This is a genomic window from Novosphingobium sp. AP12 (genome assembly GCF_000281975.1).
Lineage (GTDB): Bacteria > Pseudomonadota > Alphaproteobacteria > Sphingomonadales > Sphingomonadaceae > Novosphingobium.
In genome coordinates this window covers 1-15,967 of sequence record NZ_AKKE01000181.1, presented here as the reverse complement: position 1 = coordinate 15,967, position 15,967 = coordinate 1, and the positions used below count along the sequence as shown (strand labels likewise).

The window sequence follows — 15,967 nt, the reverse complement described above, 5'->3', positions numbered from 1 at the left end:
CGCGCCCTCAAGCATGGGCGCCCGTGACGCCGACCCGACGTTTCTTCGCAAGTTTCCGGCGTAAGGCCCGCATTCGCCAGCGGGCGTTTTCGCGTGTCTGCCATCCTCCCCATCGCTTCGCGACAGGGAGGATTCGCTGCGCTCAATCCTGGGCCGTTTCCAGCTTCGGCTGCATCAGGTGGATGAACGCCAGCGCCACCAGGTAGGCCGATCCGCAGATCACGAACAGCGGAGTGTAGCCGAGGCCGCTGTCGAGCGACCAGCCGGCGAACTCGATGATGCCGGTGCCAGTCAGGTTGCCGGCAATCGCGCCGAGCGCGATGACGGTGGCGATGCGGCGGGCGGGGACGATCTCGGTCGCCATGCCGAAGATGTTGGTGGAGAACCCCTGGTGCGCGAACAGGCCCAGGCCGATGAAGATCGCGGCGATCCATGGGTTCGATGCGGTTAATGCCAGCGGCATGACGAGCACGATCAGCGCGAAGGCCAGCATGGCACTCTTGCGTGCAGCATTCATCGAGAAGCCGCGCAGCAAAAGGGCAGGGTAAAGCGCGCCGCTGCTCACCGCGCCGAGCGCCGCGAGGGTAAAGATGATGGCGATCGGCCAGCCCAGCATGCCCTGGCTCAGGTTGAACTGGCGGGCGAAGAAGTCCGGCGTCCAGAACAGCACGAACCACCAGACGAGGTCGGTGAAGGCCTTGGCGCCGATGACGGTCCAGGTCCGGCGGTCGGACAGGATCACGCCCCATTCGACCTTGCCGCGCGTGGTGGCGGTCTGCCCGGCGATGGGCTTCAGGCGCGAGGTGTTGAGGTGCCAGAGCACGAGCCACACGAGCCCCAGCCCGCCGGTCACGATGAAGGCGGCCTGCCAGCCGAAGGCGATGGCGAAGGGCGGGATCAGGAGGGGAGTGACGATGGCGCCGATGTTGGGCGCGGTGTTGATGATGCCGATGCCGATCGAGCGCCGCTGGATCGGCAGGTAGATCGCCGCGGTCTTCATCGCCGCGGGAGTGTTGACGGACTCCGCGGTCGCCAACACGGCGCGGGCGATGACGAATTGCTGCACGCTGGCGGCCAGCGCATGGGCCATGCCCGCGAGGCTCCAGATGGCGACCGCGAAGCCATAGGCGAAGCGCACGCCGAAACGGTCGACGAACCAGCCGACGCCCAGCAGCGACACGGCCGCCGAGAGTTGGAAGATCGAACCGAGGTGGGCGAACTGCTGGTCGCTCCAGTTGAACTCGGCCTCCAGCATGGGTTTCAGCAGCGCCAGCACCTGACGGTCGACGTAGTTCAGCGCGGTGGCCAGGAAGATCAGCCCGATCAGCACGTTCTGCGCGCGAGCGGCGCTGGGATCGGGGGCTGGGAGGGGCGGAGACGCCTCCGGCGTTTGGTGCAAGGTCATGTCCGGCTCTCCCATAGTCCGCCGCTTTACCGGCGGCAAATCCAGCGAGCATGCGCAAAGCTCTTGCCCCGTCGCCCGCATCGCCATACAGGTCGATATGACACCGCAGGACAGACAGCAAGCATCTTCATCGCGAAGGATGCAGTCGGGAGGACCAGGACAGGTGAGCGCAGACCACGCCGGCGACCTTTATGGCGAGATGTTCCTCATCCAGCAGAATGCGGGTGCGGCGACGCCCTCCCGTCTCGACCGCTGGAAGCTGCTGTGGCCGGGCCTTGCCATCTGCGGGATCGCCAGCATCGCGGCGGCCTGGCTGTCCGAGCACTACGGCGCGCCGATCATCCTCATGGGCCTGCTGATCGGCTTGGCGCTCAATTTCGTGACGAGCGAGAAGCGCACCCATCCCGGCCTCGATTTCGCCTCCAAGGCCTGCCTTCGCTGGGGCATCGTGGTGCTGGGTACGCAGGTGACCATCGCGCAGATCGGCGGGCTGGGGCCGGTCCCGTTCCTTGCCCTGCTGATGGTGATGGCCGCCGCGATGGGCGCGGCGCTGCTGGTCGCGCGGATCACCGGGGCGTCCACAGCGATCGGCCTGCTGGCAGGCGGCGCGACGGCGATCTGCGGAGCCTCGGCCGCGCTCGCGCTGTTCGGTGTGCTGGGTCCGAAGCGGGTGAGCCAGGCGCAGTTCGCGCTGACGCTGGTGGTGATCTCGCTCGCCAGCGCGCTCGCCATGTCATTCTACCCGCCGCTGGCGGGGCTGCTCCATCTGGACGACCGGCAGGCGGGCTTCCTCATCGGCGCCTCGATCCACGACGTCGCGCAGGCGATCGGCGGCGGCTATGCCTATTCGGACACCGCCGGCAGCTATGCCACCATCGTCAAGCTCAGCCGCGTGGCGCTGCTGGCGCCGGTCGTCGCGGTGGTGTCGATGCTGGTGAAGGACGAGGACGCGGCCGACCGCCACTGGATCAGGCGCCTCGCGATGCCGTGGTTCATCACGCTGTTCCTGGCCGTGGTGGTGCTCAATTCGCTGGTGACGATGCCGGGTATCGTCGTCCATGCCAGCCTGACGCTGTCGAAGACGCTGCTGCTGCTGGCGGTGACGGCCACCGCCATGCGCTCGCGCCTCGACCTCGTCATGCAGATGGGCTGGCGCGCGGCGATGCCGGTGGTGGCCGCCACCGCCGCGTCGCTGCTGGTCGCGCTCGCCTTCAGCATGATGCTCCTGTAAGCGCCCGCGCCGAAGTCCAGCGCCTGATCTGGTCGAGCGCGGGGCGCAGATCCTGCGCCGCCGCGCTCAGCCCGTAACCCTGGCCCGGCATCGGCGACCGGAACTGGAGGCGGGCGACGAGCGCATTCGCCTCCAGTTCGCGCAGCCGGGCAGTCAGGACCTTGGCGCTGATGGCGGGGAGCGCCGCGCGCAGGTCGGTGAAGCGCATCGGGCCGTCCGCCAGAGCCATCAGGATGTGCAGCGCCCAGCGGCTGCCGAGGAGGCCCAGCAGGTCCGATCGCTCCATGACGGCGGGCCTCAGAGCGCTTCGATGATCATCGCGTTGGCGAGGCCGCCCGCTTCGCACATCGTCTGCAGGCCGTAGCGCAGGCCCCGCGCGCGCAAGGCGTGGATCAGCGTGGTCGCCAGCTTGGTGCCGCTGGCGCCGAGCGGATGGCCCAGCGCGATGGCGCCGCCGTTGACGTTGAGCCGCGCCGGGTCGGCGCCGGTCGCCTTGAGCCATGCGAGCGGGACGGAGGCGAAGGCCTCGTTCACCTCGAACAGGTCGATGTCTTCGATCGTCAGCCCGGCCTTGGCCAGCAGCCGCGCGGTGGCCGGGATCGGCTCCTCCAGCATGATGACGGGATCGCCTGCCGTGACGATCGCCTTGTGGACCCGAGCGAGCGGGGTCAGCCCATGCGCCTTCACCGCCGCCGCAGAGGCGACCAGCACGGCCGAGGCGCCGTCGGTGATCGGGCTGGAGGTGGCGGCGGTCAACAGTCCGCCCTCGCGCAGGAGGCGGACCGAGGCGATGCCCTCCAGCGTGGCATCGTGGCGGACGTGTTCGTCCTCGCGGTGGAGCGCAGAGGCGGGATCGTCCGGGTCGACGGGCAGCGGCAGGATCTCGGCGTCGAAGGCGCCGCCGCCTGCGGCCTGCGAGGCGCGGCGGTGCGTTTCCAGCGCGTAGCGATCGAGGTCGTCCTTGCTCAGGCCGTACTTGGCCGCGATCATCTCGGCGCCGTCGAACTGGGAGAGGCGCTCGGCGCCGAGCCGGGCGATGAGTTCGGGCGGGTAGGGGCCCTGGCCGATGCCGTGCTCGGTGAAGAACGAGGCGGACGATCCGATCGGCACCCGCGTCATGCTCTCCACCCCGGCGGCGATCACCAGGTCCTGCATGCCCGACATCACTGCCTGCGCCGCGAATTGCAGCGCCTGCTGCGAGGAGCCGCACTGGCGGTCGACGGTGACGCCTGGCACCGAGCGCGGCAAGTTGGAAAGGAGCACCGCGTTCCGGCCGATGTTGGCCGATTGCTCGCTCGCGGTGGTGACGCAGCCCATGATGACATCCTCGACCCCGGCCGGATCGATGCGCGCGCGAAGGACGGCCTCGTCCAGCACGGCGGCGGCGAGGCGGGCGGGGTGCCATCCTGAGAGGCGGCCACCCCGGCGGCCGCTGGCGGTGCGAACGGCGGAGACGATATAGGCTTCGGACATGGCGATGCTCCTTCGAAGGGCGGCGTCAGGCGGCGCGGTAGCGGGCGGCGACGTCGCGGCGCGAGAGGTGGGGGGCAAGGGCGAGGCGGGCGTCCTGCATCGCCGTCCAGCCGGCCTCGTCCTGCAGCGGCGGGATGGTGACCGTCTCGCCAAGGTCGAAGCCGACGAGGGCGGCATCGACGAGGTCGTCCACGTTCATCACCCAGTCGGCGGGGAAGGCGTTCACGTCCTTGCCGGACCGCTCCCAGATTTCGGTGAGGGTGGCGCCGGGCAGTACCGCCTGTACGCGGATCGGGCTGTCCGGGCCGAGTTCGTGTGCCAGCCCCTGCGTCAGGTTGAGCAGGAACGCCTTGGAGCCGCTGTAGACGCCGTCGAGCATTTCGGGCGCGAGCGCGAGGACCGAGGCGATGCCGATGATGCCGCCGCTGGTGCCGTTGGCCTTGAATGTATGGAGCGCGGCCTGCGCGAGCAGGGTGGGCGCGGTCACGTTGATGGCGATCAGCTTGGCGATTTCCTGCGCGGGAGCAGTCTCCAGCGTGCCTTCGAGCGCTACGCCGGCATTGTTGACGAGCAGCGACAGGGCGGGCTCGGCCTGGATGCGCGCGGTGACGGCTGCGAGCCCGGCGGAATCGGAAAGGTCGGCGGCGAGCACTTGGACGGTGCGGCCGGTCTCCTCGCGCAGGCGTGCCGCCAGCGCCTCTAGCCGCTCGACGTTGCGCGCGACGAGGATGAGGTCGTGGCCGCGCTTGGCGAGGCGGTCGGCGTAGACGGCACCGATGCCGCTCGATGCGCCGGTCACGAGTGCGATGCCCTTGCTGGTCTGTGTCATTGGTAGGCTCCTTGACTGGACACAAATGCCACCGGCGTCTGCGCCTTGATGAAATGATGGCAATCATATATATGTCGATCATCATTTGTCTAGAGGTGGCATTCGCGGACGCGCAAGAAACTGGGCGGACGGCTTCGCCCAGAGGCCGAGGCGCTTGCTTTGCTTATGAAAGCAGCGCGGTTGCGCTATGGGCCGCGGGGGCTACCGAACGACGGTTATTCGGGAAGGTTTGATGGTGATGGCGGACAAGAGCGCACACAAGGAACGGACGCGGGCCAGGATCCTTGACGAGGCCGCGCAGGCGCTGCGGATCGGCGGGACCGAAGGGGTCAGCGTCGCTGCCCTGATGAAGCGGGCGGGGCTGACGCATGGGGGCTTCTACGCCCACTTCGCCTCGCGCGATGACCTTGTGGCGCATGCCATCGACCGGATGTTCCAGGATAGTTCGGCGATGCTCGACCACTTTCTCAGGGACCGCCCCGGCGCGGACGGGCTGGCGGCGCTGATCGACTATTACCTGTCCGAACAGGCGCTCAGGATGGCGGGGCAGGGCTGCCCGCTGCCTGCCCTCACCGGCGAGGTGCCGCGCATGCCCGCAGCGGCGCGCACCCGGTTCGAGCGGGGCATGGAAGCCTTCCGGGACCGGATCGCGCTCGCCCTCGACGCGATGCGCCGCCCGGAGCCCCAGGCGCTGGCGAGTTCGGCTCTGGCCGAGATGGTGGGCGCGATGGCGCTGGCCCGCGCCCTGTCCGATCATTCGGCTGCGCTCGACCTTCTTGGCGCCGCGCGCAGCCGTCTGAAATTGCGCCTGGGACTGGCCTAGGCGGCACGTTTCCCGGCCTCAGGCGCCGAATCCGCCGTCGATGGTATGCAGTGCGCCGGTAACGATGCCGGCCTCCGGTCCGGCGAGGTAGGCGACCATGCCCGCGACCTCGTCGGCGCGGGCGTGGCGCTTGATCGCCATGAAGCTGTGCATCATATCGCTCATCGGCCCGTCGCCGGGGTTCATGTCGGTGTCGGTCGGTCCGGGCTGGACGGCGTTGACGGTGATCCCGCGCGAGCCGAAGTCGCGGGCAAGGCCCCGGGTCAGGCCCTGGATCGCCGACTTGGTGAGCGCGTAGGCGGCGGCGCCCTCGAACGGGATGCGGTCGCCGTTGACAGAGCCGATGACCACGATGCGGCCGCCTTCGGGCATCTGCCGCGCAGCTTCCACGGCGGCATGGTAGGGTGCGCGCACGTTGATGTCGATCATGCGGTCGACCGTATCCGCGTCGAGTTCGAGCGGGTTGCCGAGTACCGCCGCGCCAGCGTTGACGACGAGGATGTCGACGGGCCCCGCGCCTGCCACCAGCGCGATCACCGCGTCCCGGTCGGCGGCATCCGACTGGACCGCTTTCGACCCGGTCTCGGCGGCGAGCGCGGCGCTGGCTTCGGCCGACCCTGCGTAGGAGAACGTGACCGCCGCCCCGTCGCCGGCGAGGCGCCGCACGATCGCGGCGCCGATGCCCCGGCTGCCGCCGATGACGAGCGCCGTCTTTCCTGAAAAGTCCGTCATTTGCTGTCTTTCCGCTTGGCGTTGGATGTGTAGTGCGTGTCGGACGGGCCGATGCCGGTGATGTGGACGGTCGCGCCTTCCGGGCCGGTCCAGGCGAAGTGGGGATCGCCCGCTGGCTCGGTGTAGTAGCTGCCGGCGGGCAGCGGCAACGACTTGGCCGGGTCTGCCACCGCGCCGTAGCCGAAGTGCCAGAGCCCTTCCGCGACCACGGCCGAGCGCGCATCCTTGTGGGTATGCGCGGCGATGCGCGTGTTCGGCGGCACGCGGATCGAGATCGTGTAGGGCCCGGCCTTGGTCGGATCACCGGCGAGGACGCGGGTTTCGATCGCGGCCAGTCCCGAGGTGCCCGCTCCCGCCGCCACGACCGGCAGCTTCGCGATGGCACCGGGTGGCAGGCGCAGCTCCTGGTCCTGCGCCGCAGCGCCGATGGCGCTGGCCGCCGCCACCGCCGCGATCGCCGCGCGGGTCAGCAGGCGGCTCACTTCTTTGCGTCCAGGAAGCCGCGAACTGCGGCAATGGTGGCCTTGGGCTGTTCTTCCATCAGCCAGTGCCCGGCGTTGGGGATCGTCGCTTCGGTGACGTCGGTGGCGGCGAAGCGCATGACGGTTGCCATCATCGGGCCGAACGATTTCTCGCCGCCGATTGCCAGCACCGGCATCGTCAGCTTGCCGGCGGCGACGAAGGCGCGGTCGTCGACCGCATCCTGGTCGAACGCGGCGAACTGCGCAAAGCCCGAGTGCATTGCGCCGGGCCGGGCATAGAGCGCGGCGTAGTGGACGCGCGAGGCTTCGCTGAAGCGCTCGGGCCGGGCGGAGAACTCGTTCCAGAAGCGGTCGAGGTAGATCCGCTCGCGTCCGGCGACGAGGCGTTCCATGTCGGGGCCGCCGAAGCGGAAGTGCCAGAGCAGGGGGTTCTTGAGGATTTCTTCCCAGGGGCCGACGCCGGGCAGCGGCGCGTCCATCAGCACGAAGCGGGTGACGCGCGCGCGGTTCTGCGCGGCAAAGGCGTAGCCCACCATGTTGCCGATGTCGTGGGTGACGAGGTCGGTCTTCCGGACCTTCAGCGCGTCGAGCACGCCGGCGATGTCCTGCCCTTGCGTCTTCTTGTCGTAGCCGCCCGCAGGCTTCGCGGAGAGGCCCATGCCGCGCAGGTCGGGCACGATGACGAGGTGGTCGCGGGCGAGGTCTGCGGCCAGCGGTGCCCACATGTCGCCGGTCTCGCCGTAGCCGTGCAGCAGCACGACGGCGGGACCCTTGCCGCCGATACGGGTGTGGATGGTGGTGCCGTTGGCCGCGATTTCCTGAGTGCGGAAGCTCGCAGGGAATGGCTCTACCTGCGCGATGGCAGGCGCGGCGGTGACGGTGACGGCAGCGGACAGGGCGAGCGCCGCTGCGATAATCCGGGTGAACATCTGTGTGCCTCCTCCAGCCGCATGTTGCCGGCTGTCGACGGCAAGATGATTTCAGGTCATCGTACGCACTAGCCGCCAAATTCCGGAACCGGCTTTCGGGAATGCCGAACGATGATGAAGTTGGAGGGGGTCGCCGCATTCGTCGCGGTGGCCGATGCGGGGTCGATCAGCGAGGCGGCGCGGCGAATGGGCCTCGCCAAGTCCGTGGTCAGCGAGCGCGTGACGGAACTGGAAAGACTGCTGGGCGCCAGCCTGATGCAGCGCACGACCCGCAAGCTGACCCTGACCGGCGAGGGAGAGCTGTTCCTCGAGCGCGCCCGCCGGATACTGCGGGAAACCGTCGAAGCGCAGGCCGAGATCGCCGAGCGGCGCGGCTCGCTTTCCGGTCCCCTGCGACTGGCGGGGCCGATCGGGTTCGGCATGCTGCATCTGGGGAGGATGCTCAATTCGTTCCTCGCGGCGCACCCGGACATCGACCTCAGCGTCGACCTCGACGACAAGTTCGTGGACGTGGCGGCGGACGGCTACGACGCAGTCATCCGCCATGGCCCGATCCAGGACTCGCGCCTGATCGCCAAGCGCCTGGCGTCGAGCCGCCGTGTCCTCGTCGCCGCGCCGTCCTATCTGGAAAGGCACGGCACCCCTGCGTCGCTGGAGGAACTCGGCCACGCCTGCGCCATCCTTTACTCCAACCGCTCGGCGGACTGGCGGTTCAGCTCGGGGGAGGGCGAGACCATCCTGCGGCCGCGCTCGTGCCTGCGGGTGAACAACGGCATCGTGATGCGCGATGCCGCGATCGCCGGCCTGGGTATCGCCCTCCTGCCCACGTTCTTCATGTACAAACAACTGGCCAGCGGGGTCCTGCGGCAGGTCGAAGTGGGCGCGGAAGCCGAAGGGGCGGAACTCTACATCGCCTATCCCCGCAACCGCAGCGCTTCTGCCAAGGTCGCGGCGCTTACGGACTGGCTGCGCGGCGCGATCGGCGCCCCGGCCTACTGGGACCGGGGGTGACGCATCACTCGAGCGGGCGGATCGCTTCGTCGAAGGTGATCGTCGAGCGGATTTCCAGCGTTTCCGGCCCGATCGACATCGGGCAGCGCACGCCCGGCAGAACCGCCACGTCGAACAGTTCGGTGATGAAACCTTCCAGCTTGATCCACTCGACGATGCTGCCTGAGGCGAGGTCCACCACCAGTACCCCGCACCAGGGCTCGGCGTCGCGGGCGCGCATCTCGCCGTCGAGCGCGAGGCCGGTAAAGGTCCCGTTGCGCGGCTTGGAGACAGTGACGAGGGCGTGGCCATTGTGCAGCGCCATGCCGCGCAGGAAGCCAGGGCAGAAGGCGATGTCGGTCTTCGCGCCTGTCTCGGGATCGATGCGGATGATCTGGCCGCGCCCGGAATCGAGCGCGAGGACAGCATTGCCATGGACCCTCGGGCTGTGGGGCATCGAGAGCTGGTCGGTGACAATGCGGTTCGTTTCCACGTCGACCAGCACGCCGCCCTCGTGGCGCCGCTCGCGCCAGCCGTTGACGATGTCGCTGCGGCTGACGGCGGTGACGTAGCGGGGGCGGCCGTCATGGATCGCCATGCCGTTGAGGTGGCAGCGATCCTCGGGCGCGAGCTTCGAGATGAAGGGCGGCTTCCAGACCGGGCGGAAGCTGTGGTTGAGGTCGAGCGTCGCGATGCAGCTGTACTTGGTGTTGACGAACAGGACGCGGCCGGCGGTGTCGGTGCCGATCTCGTGGACGTCGACGTCGCCGGTGGTCTGGGCGTTGCGGGGCACCAGCGCCATGTCGAACTGCTGGTTGGCGAGCTGGCCCGCCTTGAGCATGTTCTCCAGCCGCCAGACCTGGTGCAGCGCACCAAGATAGAGCCGCCCGGGCTGGTAGCAGATACCCATCGCCCGGGTGAAGTTCTGCTGGTTGAACGAGATCGTCCCGTTCGCCAGCACCCCCGCCAGGAACAGCTGCCCTGTCTGGTACGAGGTGAAGGCGAAGCTCGTCCGGTTGCGCAGCAGCCACTCGGCGAGGCCCCGGGATACCGAAATCTGGGTCGGTCCGGTGGCTGGCCTCGCGGGGGCACCGGCTTCTGTTGCTGCCATGGGGGCCTTGTTTATCGGTATTTGGGCGCCTGTCCACCGGGGCGGACGCGGGGGCTCAGAACGGGATCTTGATGCCCGCCCGCCCGCCGGCGCCCTTGTAGTCCTTGCTAACGTCGGCAGTGCCTTCGACGAACCCGGTGATCCCGCTGGGCGTGGTGACCTTGAAGCCCAGCGTGCCTTGGGCATAGGTGTCGATCGGGCGATTGCCGATGTCGAAGCGGTATGGCCCTGAGACGAAGCCCACGCCGCTGTCGCCCTCGAACTCCTTCACCGCCATGCCGCTGGCGTAGAAAGTGATGGTGTTGCCCGCGCCGATCGCGCTGCTGCCGCCGATCCGGAGCCCGGCCTTGCCGCGCAAGCCGTCCATGTGCTCGTAGTCGAGGACCTGGCCGAGGGCCTGGAGGTCGTCCATCGTGGTGCTGACGTAGGCGAGGCTCGCCACCGGTTCGGCGAAGAACTTGGCCGAGCCGAAGCGGAATCCGGCCTCCGCCTCGGCACCGATGGCATCGCCCTCGAGGCTCTCGCGGTAGCCGACGGCATTGCTGACCGCATCGATCCAGTAGTGGTCGTACTTGCCGAGGGCGTTGACGAAGAACCCGCCGGCGCGGAAGCTCGCGTAGACCCCGGCGTTGACGGCGTCGTAGTCGAAGTGGGTGGCATCGTCGAAGCGCAGCGTCGAGGACATGTAGCCGCCGGTCAGGCCGAACGTGAGAGCGCCCGTGCCGCCGAAGTCGAAGCCGGCCTGCCCGCCGTAGTAGTCCTGCCGGTAGTCGAGGTCGAAGCTGCGCGTGATGCCGAAGTTGGTGACGGTGCGGCTCTCGTCGCGCTTGTCGACCCCGCCGGACATCTGGAGCCAGAAGCCGCCGGACGCCAGGCCCCCGTCGCGCAGGCTGGTGAGGTGCGCGGTGACCGCGTCGGCCGAGCGATACCACAGGTTCTGCGCGCCCTCGAGCGCCTTGGCCGCGCGGTACGCTGCCGATCCGGGAGTGCCGACAAGCTGGTAGGCGAAGCTCGCCGGCTGGTAGACCAGGTCGAGCGCGACGAAGCCAATCTCGGACGATGGCAGAGTGAAGGCGGTCGGCGAGGAAGCCGCCGATGCCTGCACCAGCGTGACGCCCGGCGTGGCATAGACCGTGCCGTCGATGGCGAGCTGGATGCGGGTCGTCCCGGCGGCGGTGCCCACGTTCAGCCGGTCCGCACTCATGACGCCGCTGGCATCCGATCGCAGGTCGAGGCCCAGGGTGCTGGCGCCGGAGCCGGTGAAGGTGCCGGGCAGGGTCAGCTGGTCGCCCACGGTGCCATTGCGCAGCTCGACCAGGCCTGAGTTGTTGAACGCCTCCAGCCCGGTGAAGCTGACCGCGAGGGGCGCGGTGCCGGGGGCGTCGACGAGCAATGTGCCGGTGTTAGTGAACACGTCGGCGCCCGCACCGAAGTCGCTGCTGGCGCCCGCCCGGAACAGGCCGGAGTTGGTGAAGCGGTCGTCGCCGGCCGAAAGCTGGACCCGTCCGTTCAGCACGCCGGCGTTGGTGATGGCGGCAGGCCCGCCGAGCACCGAGATGGCATAGCCGGTGCCGGTGTTGATCGTGCCGAGGTTGGCTATCGTGGTCGTGCCCACGGCGTCGGTCTGGATGCTGTCAATCGCCCCGCTCACCGATCCGCCGCTGCCGATCGACACGCTGGCGTCGCCGGCCGACTGGATGGCGACCGCGGTGTCCTGCGCGGCCGAGACGGCGCCGGTCAGCGTGACCGCCACGTCGCCGCCGAAGCCGAGCGCGTTGATCGCATTGCTGCCGGTGCCCGTGGTGCGCGCGCTCGCCACGTTGATCGTGATCGCGCTGCCCTCGCCGAACGTCGCCGCGCGGATCGCGTCGCTGTCGGCGCCTGCGGTGGTGATTGAGCCGGCCGTGATGCTGACGTCGCCGTAGCTTCCCGCGAGGACGCCCAGCGAGTTGGCGCCGAGCGTGGACACCGTGCCCACGTTCACCACGGCGCCTTGGCTGCCATAGGCGTTGATCGCGGTGCTGACCTCGCCCGTGGTGGTGACCGAGGCCATGGAGATCGACGCCGTGCCGTATATCGTGCTCGCGCCGATGCCGGCGGAGTAAGCGCCCGAGGTCGTCACGGCGCCGGTGCCCTGGACCAGCACGTCGGCATAGCCGTTGACGAGGATGCCCGCGCTGCTCTCGCCCGTGGTGGAGATCGTGCCGGTGTTCACCACCGTGCCGAGTTCGTACCCGGAGTCGACCGTCACGCCGGTCGAGAACACCCCGCTGGTGGAGATCGCGCCCGAGTTGGTGATGCCCGCGCCGTAGTAGCTGCGCGCGGACACACCCACCGAATAGTCGCCGGCGGTGGCGATGGTGCCGCTGTTGACGACCACGGAAGGAGCGAAGACCGCCTCTGCGGTGACGCCGTCGGCGAAGGCGCCGCTGGTGGAGATCGCGCCCGAGTTGGTGACGCTCGCACCATAATAGCTGAGCGCCGACACGCCGACCGAATAGTCTCCGGTGGTGGCGATGGTGCCGTTGTTGACGACCACGGCAGGGCCGTAGGCGGCCTCTGCGGTGACGCCGTTGGCGGAGGCGCCGCCGGTCGCGATCGCGCCGTTGTTGGTGACGGTCGCTCCGTTATAACCGCTCGCGAACACGCCCGTCGCATAGTCTCCGGCAGTGGTCACCGAGCCGTTGATGGTGACGGCGGCGGTGCCGAACGAGCCCGTCGCCTGCACGCCGCCCGCACCGAAGCCGAAGGCTCCGTCGGTGCCGCTGGTCGACAGGTCTCCGTTGACCGTCACGCTGGCGTTGTAGCCATAGGCCTGCACGCCCACCGCGTCGTCGCCCGAGGTGGTGACGTCGTTCACCGTGATCGTGGCATCGCCGAGCAGGCTGAAGGCATAGGCGCCGAACGCACCCTCGCCGCCGGTGGTGAGGGCGCCGGTCGAGGTCACGTCGACATTGCCGAGCAGCGACAGCGCGCCGACGCCGTCGGACAGGATGCCGGCGGTGGTGACGGAACCGACATTGACGGTCACGTCGGTGCCGGCCGCGAAGCCCTGGGCATAGGCATGGACGCCTTGTGCGTAGTCGCCCGAGGTCGAGATGGTGCCGGCGGTGACGGTGATGCCGCCGTAGAGGCTCACGGCATCGATACCGGCCGCACCCTCGCCGCTGGTCTGGACCGAGCCCGCGCCGCTGACCACGACATCGTAGTAGGCACCTGCATAGATGCCGGTCGAAGCCGTGCCGCTGGTCGAGATTGTCCCGTTGTTCGCGACGCCCGCATTGCCGTAGAGGCCGAGCGCGACGACGCCTTCCGAGGCTTCGCCCAGCGTCGTCACGTCGCCGTTGACGGTGACCGCCGCATTGTACCCGACTGCGAGGACCGCCGGGGAAAGGTCGCCCACGGTCGTCACGTCGCCGACGGTGACGGCAACGTCACCTTCGGGCGCGAGGGCAGAGACGCCGATGGACTCCTCGCCCTGGGTCGTCACGGAGGCTGCCGTGATCGTTACGTCGCCGAACTCCGAATAGCCGTAGGCGCCGGTGGATTCGTCGCCCAGGGTCGAGACCGCGTTGACGTCGATCACCGCGTCGCCGCCGGAGTAGGACTTCAGGAACACGCCGACCGCGCGCTGGCCGCTCGTCGAAACCGAGCCCGTGGACGTGAAGCTGGTGCCGCCTTCTCCGGTGCCGAACATCACCGCGCCGTAGGCCCCGTCGCCCACGGTCGTCAGCGTGCCGACCGAGAGGTTGGCGGTGTCGCCTTGCATCAGCACGCCCAGCGATCCGACGCCCTGGGTGGTGATGGTGTCGGCCGTGATGTCCACCACGCCGCCATCGGCGAAGGAGACGGCACTGATGCCGTAGGAGTAGTCTGCCTGGGTCGATACGGCGCCGAGGTCCATGGCGATCGACCCGTAGATGGCCTGAGCCTCGATCGCCGTCGAGCCGTAGGTGTAGTAGCTGCCGCCGGTGGTCGACACCGAGTCCGCCATGATCAGGATGTCGCCGTTGCCGGCATAGGCGTCGATGCCGCCGGAGTAATAGCCGTCTGCCGACACGGTGCCGGCATCGATGGTCACGTTGCCCCGGTAGGAATTGGTGCTGATCCCCACTCCGCTGTTCCCGGTCACCGCAATGGTGCCCGCCGTGATCGTGATGTCGCCTTCGTTCGAGTTGGCGTTGATGCCGGCGGAGGCGCGACCGGTGGCGACGATGCTGTCGGTGTTGATCGTCAGGTCGCCGTAGTTGGTCAGGCCGAGCACGCCGATCGCGCCGGTGCCGCCGACCGCGATGGCGGTGTCCTGGCCGGCTTCCAGCGTCACCGCGCCGTCGTTGAACCCGATCAGCGCGACACCGGGCAGGCCGCCTGCGGTCTGCACACGCACGCCGGGCTCGAGGACGACCGTGAGGTCGAACACCGGCGCGTCGGGGTCGAGGCCGGGGTCGAGCGCCGGGTCGGCGGCGGGCGAATAATACTCGATGCCGGCGGGGTAGGGGTTGCCCGCGGGCGAGCAGGTGACGGTTCCCGCCACGGGCACTCCGCAAGCGTCCTGCGCGCGCGCCTCCGGGGCGGCAAGACCGGCAGCGACACTGGCCAGCGCGGAGCCCAGTAGCAGGCGGCTGGCCCGTCGGCCCGGCAGATCGCCAGATGTTCCCAAGCGAAGTGCCTGCGGCCGAGTCAATTTGCCCATCGAAGCCCCTAAATACGGATATGTACTCAGGTTACTGATGGATTAAATTCTTGCAAGGCCGAACAACGGCGCTTGATGATCAGATTACAATATTGTTGAAAGGACAATAGTACACACAAGGCCGTGCTGATTTCAGGATCAAGATCATCGGCCGGGCTTTCCTCAACCGAGCAGCGGCAGTGGACTTGCCGGGATGCCGAGATTTTTGCGCAGGGTCCGGCCTTCGTACTCGGTCCTGAACAGGCCCCGGCGGCGCAACTCGGGGATGAGCGTGTCCAGTATTTCGTGGAAGGACTGGGGGTAGATTGCGGGAAGGAAGTTGAAGCCGTCGCAGGCGCCGCCCTCGAACCAGTGCTGGAGTTCGTCCGCCACGTCCTTAACAGTGCCGATCACCGAGAAATGCGCGTTGGAGCCGGTCGAGCGGATGAGCACCTGCCGCAGTGTCAGTCCCTCGCGCTTCGCCGCTTCGACGTGGTTGCGGCCGCGACTGACGACGGACTCCGGCGGCACGTCGGGGAACGGGGCGTCGAGGTCGTGGCCGCTGAGGTCGATGGATTTCAGCGCCAGTTGCAGCCGGGCCATCGCGGCGCGCAGGTCGATCCGGGTGTCGAGGTCGGCCCAATTGTCCTGCGCCTCCTGCCGGCTCTCGCCGAGGACGACGAGGGCACCGGGCATGACCTTGACGTGGTCGGGGTCGCGTCCCCAAGCAGCGGCTCGGGCGCGGATGTCGTCGCGGAAGGCCTTGGCCTGCTCGAAGGTGGACTGCGCGGTGAACACGGCCTCGGCAACGCGCGAGGCCATCGCGCGGCCTTCGCCGGATTGTCCGGCCTGGATCAGAAGCGGCCGACCCTGCTGCGAGGCCACGCCCTTGAGAGGCCCGCGCACGCGGTAGTATTTGCCCGCGTGATCGATGGTGCGGATTTTCTCCAGGTCCTTGTAGATGCCGCCTTCCTTGTCGTGGGCATAGGCGCCCGGCTCGACGCTGCCCCAGAGTTTTAGCACGACATCCACGAACTCCTCGCCGCGCGCGTAGCGTTCGTCGAGCGGCGGGAAGGTCTGGTCCGCGTATTGCGCGGCGTCGTCCGGGGAAATGCCGGTGACGATGTTCCAGCCGACACGCCCGCCGCTGATGCGGTCGAGCGAGAGGATTTCGCGCGCCGCGTCGTAGGGCGGGCGATAGGACGTCGCGATCGTGGCGGCGAGGCCGAGGTGGGTGGTGTGGGCCGACAGGGCGGAAAGCAGCGTCATCGGCTCGAGGTTGTCGCCGCC

The 15,967-nt window shown here is 68.7% G+C and carries 13 protein-coding genes; 3 read left to right on the top strand and 10 right to left on the bottom strand.

Features of this window, described 5'->3' with window-relative positions:
• Window positions 1-142: 142 nt before the first annotated feature.
• Window positions 143-1,405 (bottom strand): MFS transporter, encoded by a 1,263-nt coding sequence (locus PMI02_RS25615; RefSeq protein ID WP_007688592.1) that lies wholly within the window; start codon window positions 1,403-1,405, stop codon window positions 143-145.
• Between the two features lie 163 nt (window positions 1,406-1,568).
• Here PMI02_RS25615 and PMI02_RS25610 point away from each other — a divergent pair, with 163 nt between their 5' ends.
• Window positions 1,569-2,636: a YeiH family protein gene (locus PMI02_RS25610; RefSeq protein ID WP_007688590.1), complete on the top strand. Its 1,068-nt coding sequence runs from the start codon at window positions 1,569-1,571 to the stop codon at window positions 2,634-2,636.
• Here the strand turns inward: PMI02_RS25610 and PMI02_RS25605 are convergent.
• Genes PMI02_RS25605 through PMI02_RS25595 form a run of 3 tightly spaced genes read right to left on the bottom strand, consistent with a single transcriptional unit; the run spans window position 2,617 to window position 4,938 of the window.
• Window positions 2,617-2,922 carry a helix-turn-helix domain-containing protein gene (locus PMI02_RS25605; RefSeq protein ID WP_007688588.1) on the bottom strand — a complete coding sequence of 102 codons (306 nt, stop codon included), beginning with the start codon at window positions 2,920-2,922 and terminating at the stop codon, window positions 2,617-2,619. The two genes, PMI02_RS25610 and PMI02_RS25605, sit on opposite strands and share 20 nt — an antisense overlap.
• An 11-nt stretch (window positions 2,923-2,933) precedes the next feature.
• Window positions 2,934-4,109 carry an acetyl-CoA C-acetyltransferase gene (locus PMI02_RS25600; RefSeq protein ID WP_007688586.1) on the bottom strand — a complete coding sequence of 392 codons (1,176 nt, stop codon included), beginning with the start codon at window positions 4,107-4,109 and terminating at the stop codon, window positions 2,934-2,936.
• A gap of 25 nt (window positions 4,110-4,134) precedes the next feature.
• Complete coding sequence (locus tag PMI02_RS25595) at window positions 4,135-4,938, bottom strand: SDR family oxidoreductase (protein WP_007688585.1); 804 nt, start codon at window positions 4,936-4,938, stop codon at window positions 4,135-4,137.
• Window positions 4,939-5,176: 238 nt separating this feature from the next.
• On the opposite strand from PMI02_RS25595, the gene PMI02_RS25590 reads away from it, so the two are divergent.
• The gene (locus tag PMI02_RS25590; RefSeq protein ID WP_036505530.1) at window positions 5,177-5,761 is read left to right on the top strand and encodes a TetR/AcrR family transcriptional regulator; all 585 of its coding nucleotides are present in this window, start codon (window positions 5,177-5,179) and stop codon (window positions 5,759-5,761) included.
• Window positions 5,762-5,779: 18 nt separating this feature from the next.
• Here PMI02_RS25590 and bdcA read toward each other — a convergent pair whose 3' ends face one another.
• From bdcA to PMI02_RS25575, 3 genes are read right to left on the bottom strand one after another with little or no spacing between them, the layout of a single operon-like run.
• Window positions 5,780-6,493, bottom strand: coding sequence for an SDR family oxidoreductase (bdcA, locus tag PMI02_RS25585; protein WP_007688582.1), 714 nt, complete (start codon window positions 6,491-6,493; stop codon window positions 5,780-5,782).
• The gene (locus tag PMI02_RS25580; RefSeq protein WP_007688580.1) at window positions 6,490-6,975 is read right to left on the bottom strand and encodes a cupin domain-containing protein; all 486 of its coding nucleotides are present in this window, start codon (window positions 6,973-6,975) and stop codon (window positions 6,490-6,492) included. The genes bdcA and PMI02_RS25580 overlap by 4 nt, the downstream gene beginning before the upstream one ends.
• Window positions 6,972-7,904, bottom strand: coding sequence for an alpha/beta fold hydrolase (locus tag PMI02_RS25575; RefSeq protein ID WP_007688578.1), 933 nt, complete (start codon window positions 7,902-7,904; stop codon window positions 6,972-6,974). The genes PMI02_RS25580 and PMI02_RS25575 overlap by 4 nt, the downstream gene beginning before the upstream one ends.
• 114 nt (window positions 7,905-8,018) lie before the next feature.
• Here PMI02_RS25575 and PMI02_RS25570 point away from each other — a divergent pair, with 114 nt between their 5' ends.
• Window positions 8,019-8,915, top strand: a complete 897-nt coding sequence (locus PMI02_RS25570; protein WP_238539164.1) for a LysR family transcriptional regulator — start codon at window positions 8,019-8,021, stop codon at window positions 8,913-8,915.
• Between the two features lie 4 nt (window positions 8,916-8,919).
• Here the strand turns inward: PMI02_RS25570 and PMI02_RS25565 are convergent, their stop codons facing one another.
• From PMI02_RS25565 to PMI02_RS25555, 3 genes are all read right to left on the bottom strand, one after another.
• On the bottom strand, window positions 8,920-10,005 hold the full coding sequence (locus tag PMI02_RS25565; protein ID WP_007688573.1) for a TIGR03032 family protein: 1,086 nt from the start codon (window positions 10,003-10,005) through the stop codon (window positions 8,920-8,922).
• Window positions 10,006-10,060: 55 nt separating this feature from the next.
• Window positions 10,061-14,665, bottom strand: coding sequence for an autotransporter (locus tag PMI02_RS25560; RefSeq protein WP_193372914.1), 4,605 nt, complete (start codon window positions 14,663-14,665; stop codon window positions 10,061-10,063).
• A 195-nt stretch (window positions 14,666-14,860) separates the two neighbouring features.
• Window positions 14,861-15,967, bottom strand: a 1,107-nt coding sequence (locus PMI02_RS25555; RefSeq protein WP_007688570.1) for an NtaA/DmoA family FMN-dependent monooxygenase, incomplete at its 5' end; no start/stop codon positions are given.

Bases quoted from the DNA above. Each gene is read 5' to 3' on its own strand.
- PMI02_RS25615 (WP_007688592.1), bottom strand. From the start codon at position 1,405: ATGACCTTGCACCAAACGCCGGAGGCGTCTCCGCCCCTCCCAGCCCCC.
- PMI02_RS25605 (WP_007688588.1), bottom strand. From the start codon at position 2,922: ATGGAGCGATCGGACCTGCTGGGCCTCCTCGGCAGCCGCTGGGCGCTG.
- PMI02_RS25600 (WP_007688586.1), bottom strand. From the start codon at position 4,109: ATGTCCGAAGCCTATATCGTCTCCGCCGTTCGCACCGCCAGCGGCCGC.
- PMI02_RS25595 (WP_007688585.1), bottom strand. From the start codon at position 4,938: ATGACACAGACCAGCAAGGGCATCGCACTCGTGACCGGCGCATCGAGC.
- PMI02_RS25590 (WP_036505530.1), top strand. From the start codon at position 5,177: ATGGCGGACAAGAGCGCACACAAGGAACGGACGCGGGCCAGGATCCTT.
- bdcA (WP_007688582.1), bottom strand. From the start codon at position 6,493: ATGACGGACTTTTCAGGAAAGACGGCGCTCGTCATCGGCGGCAGCCGG.
- PMI02_RS25575 (WP_007688578.1), bottom strand. From the start codon at position 7,904: ATGTTCACCCGGATTATCGCAGCGGCGCTCGCCCTGTCCGCTGCCGTC.
- PMI02_RS25570 (WP_238539164.1), top strand. From the start codon at position 8,019: ATGAAGTTGGAGGGGGTCGCCGCATTCGTCGCGGTGGCCGATGCGGGG.
- PMI02_RS25565 (WP_007688573.1), bottom strand. From the start codon at position 10,005: ATGGCAGCAACAGAAGCCGGTGCCCCCGCGAGGCCAGCCACCGGACCG.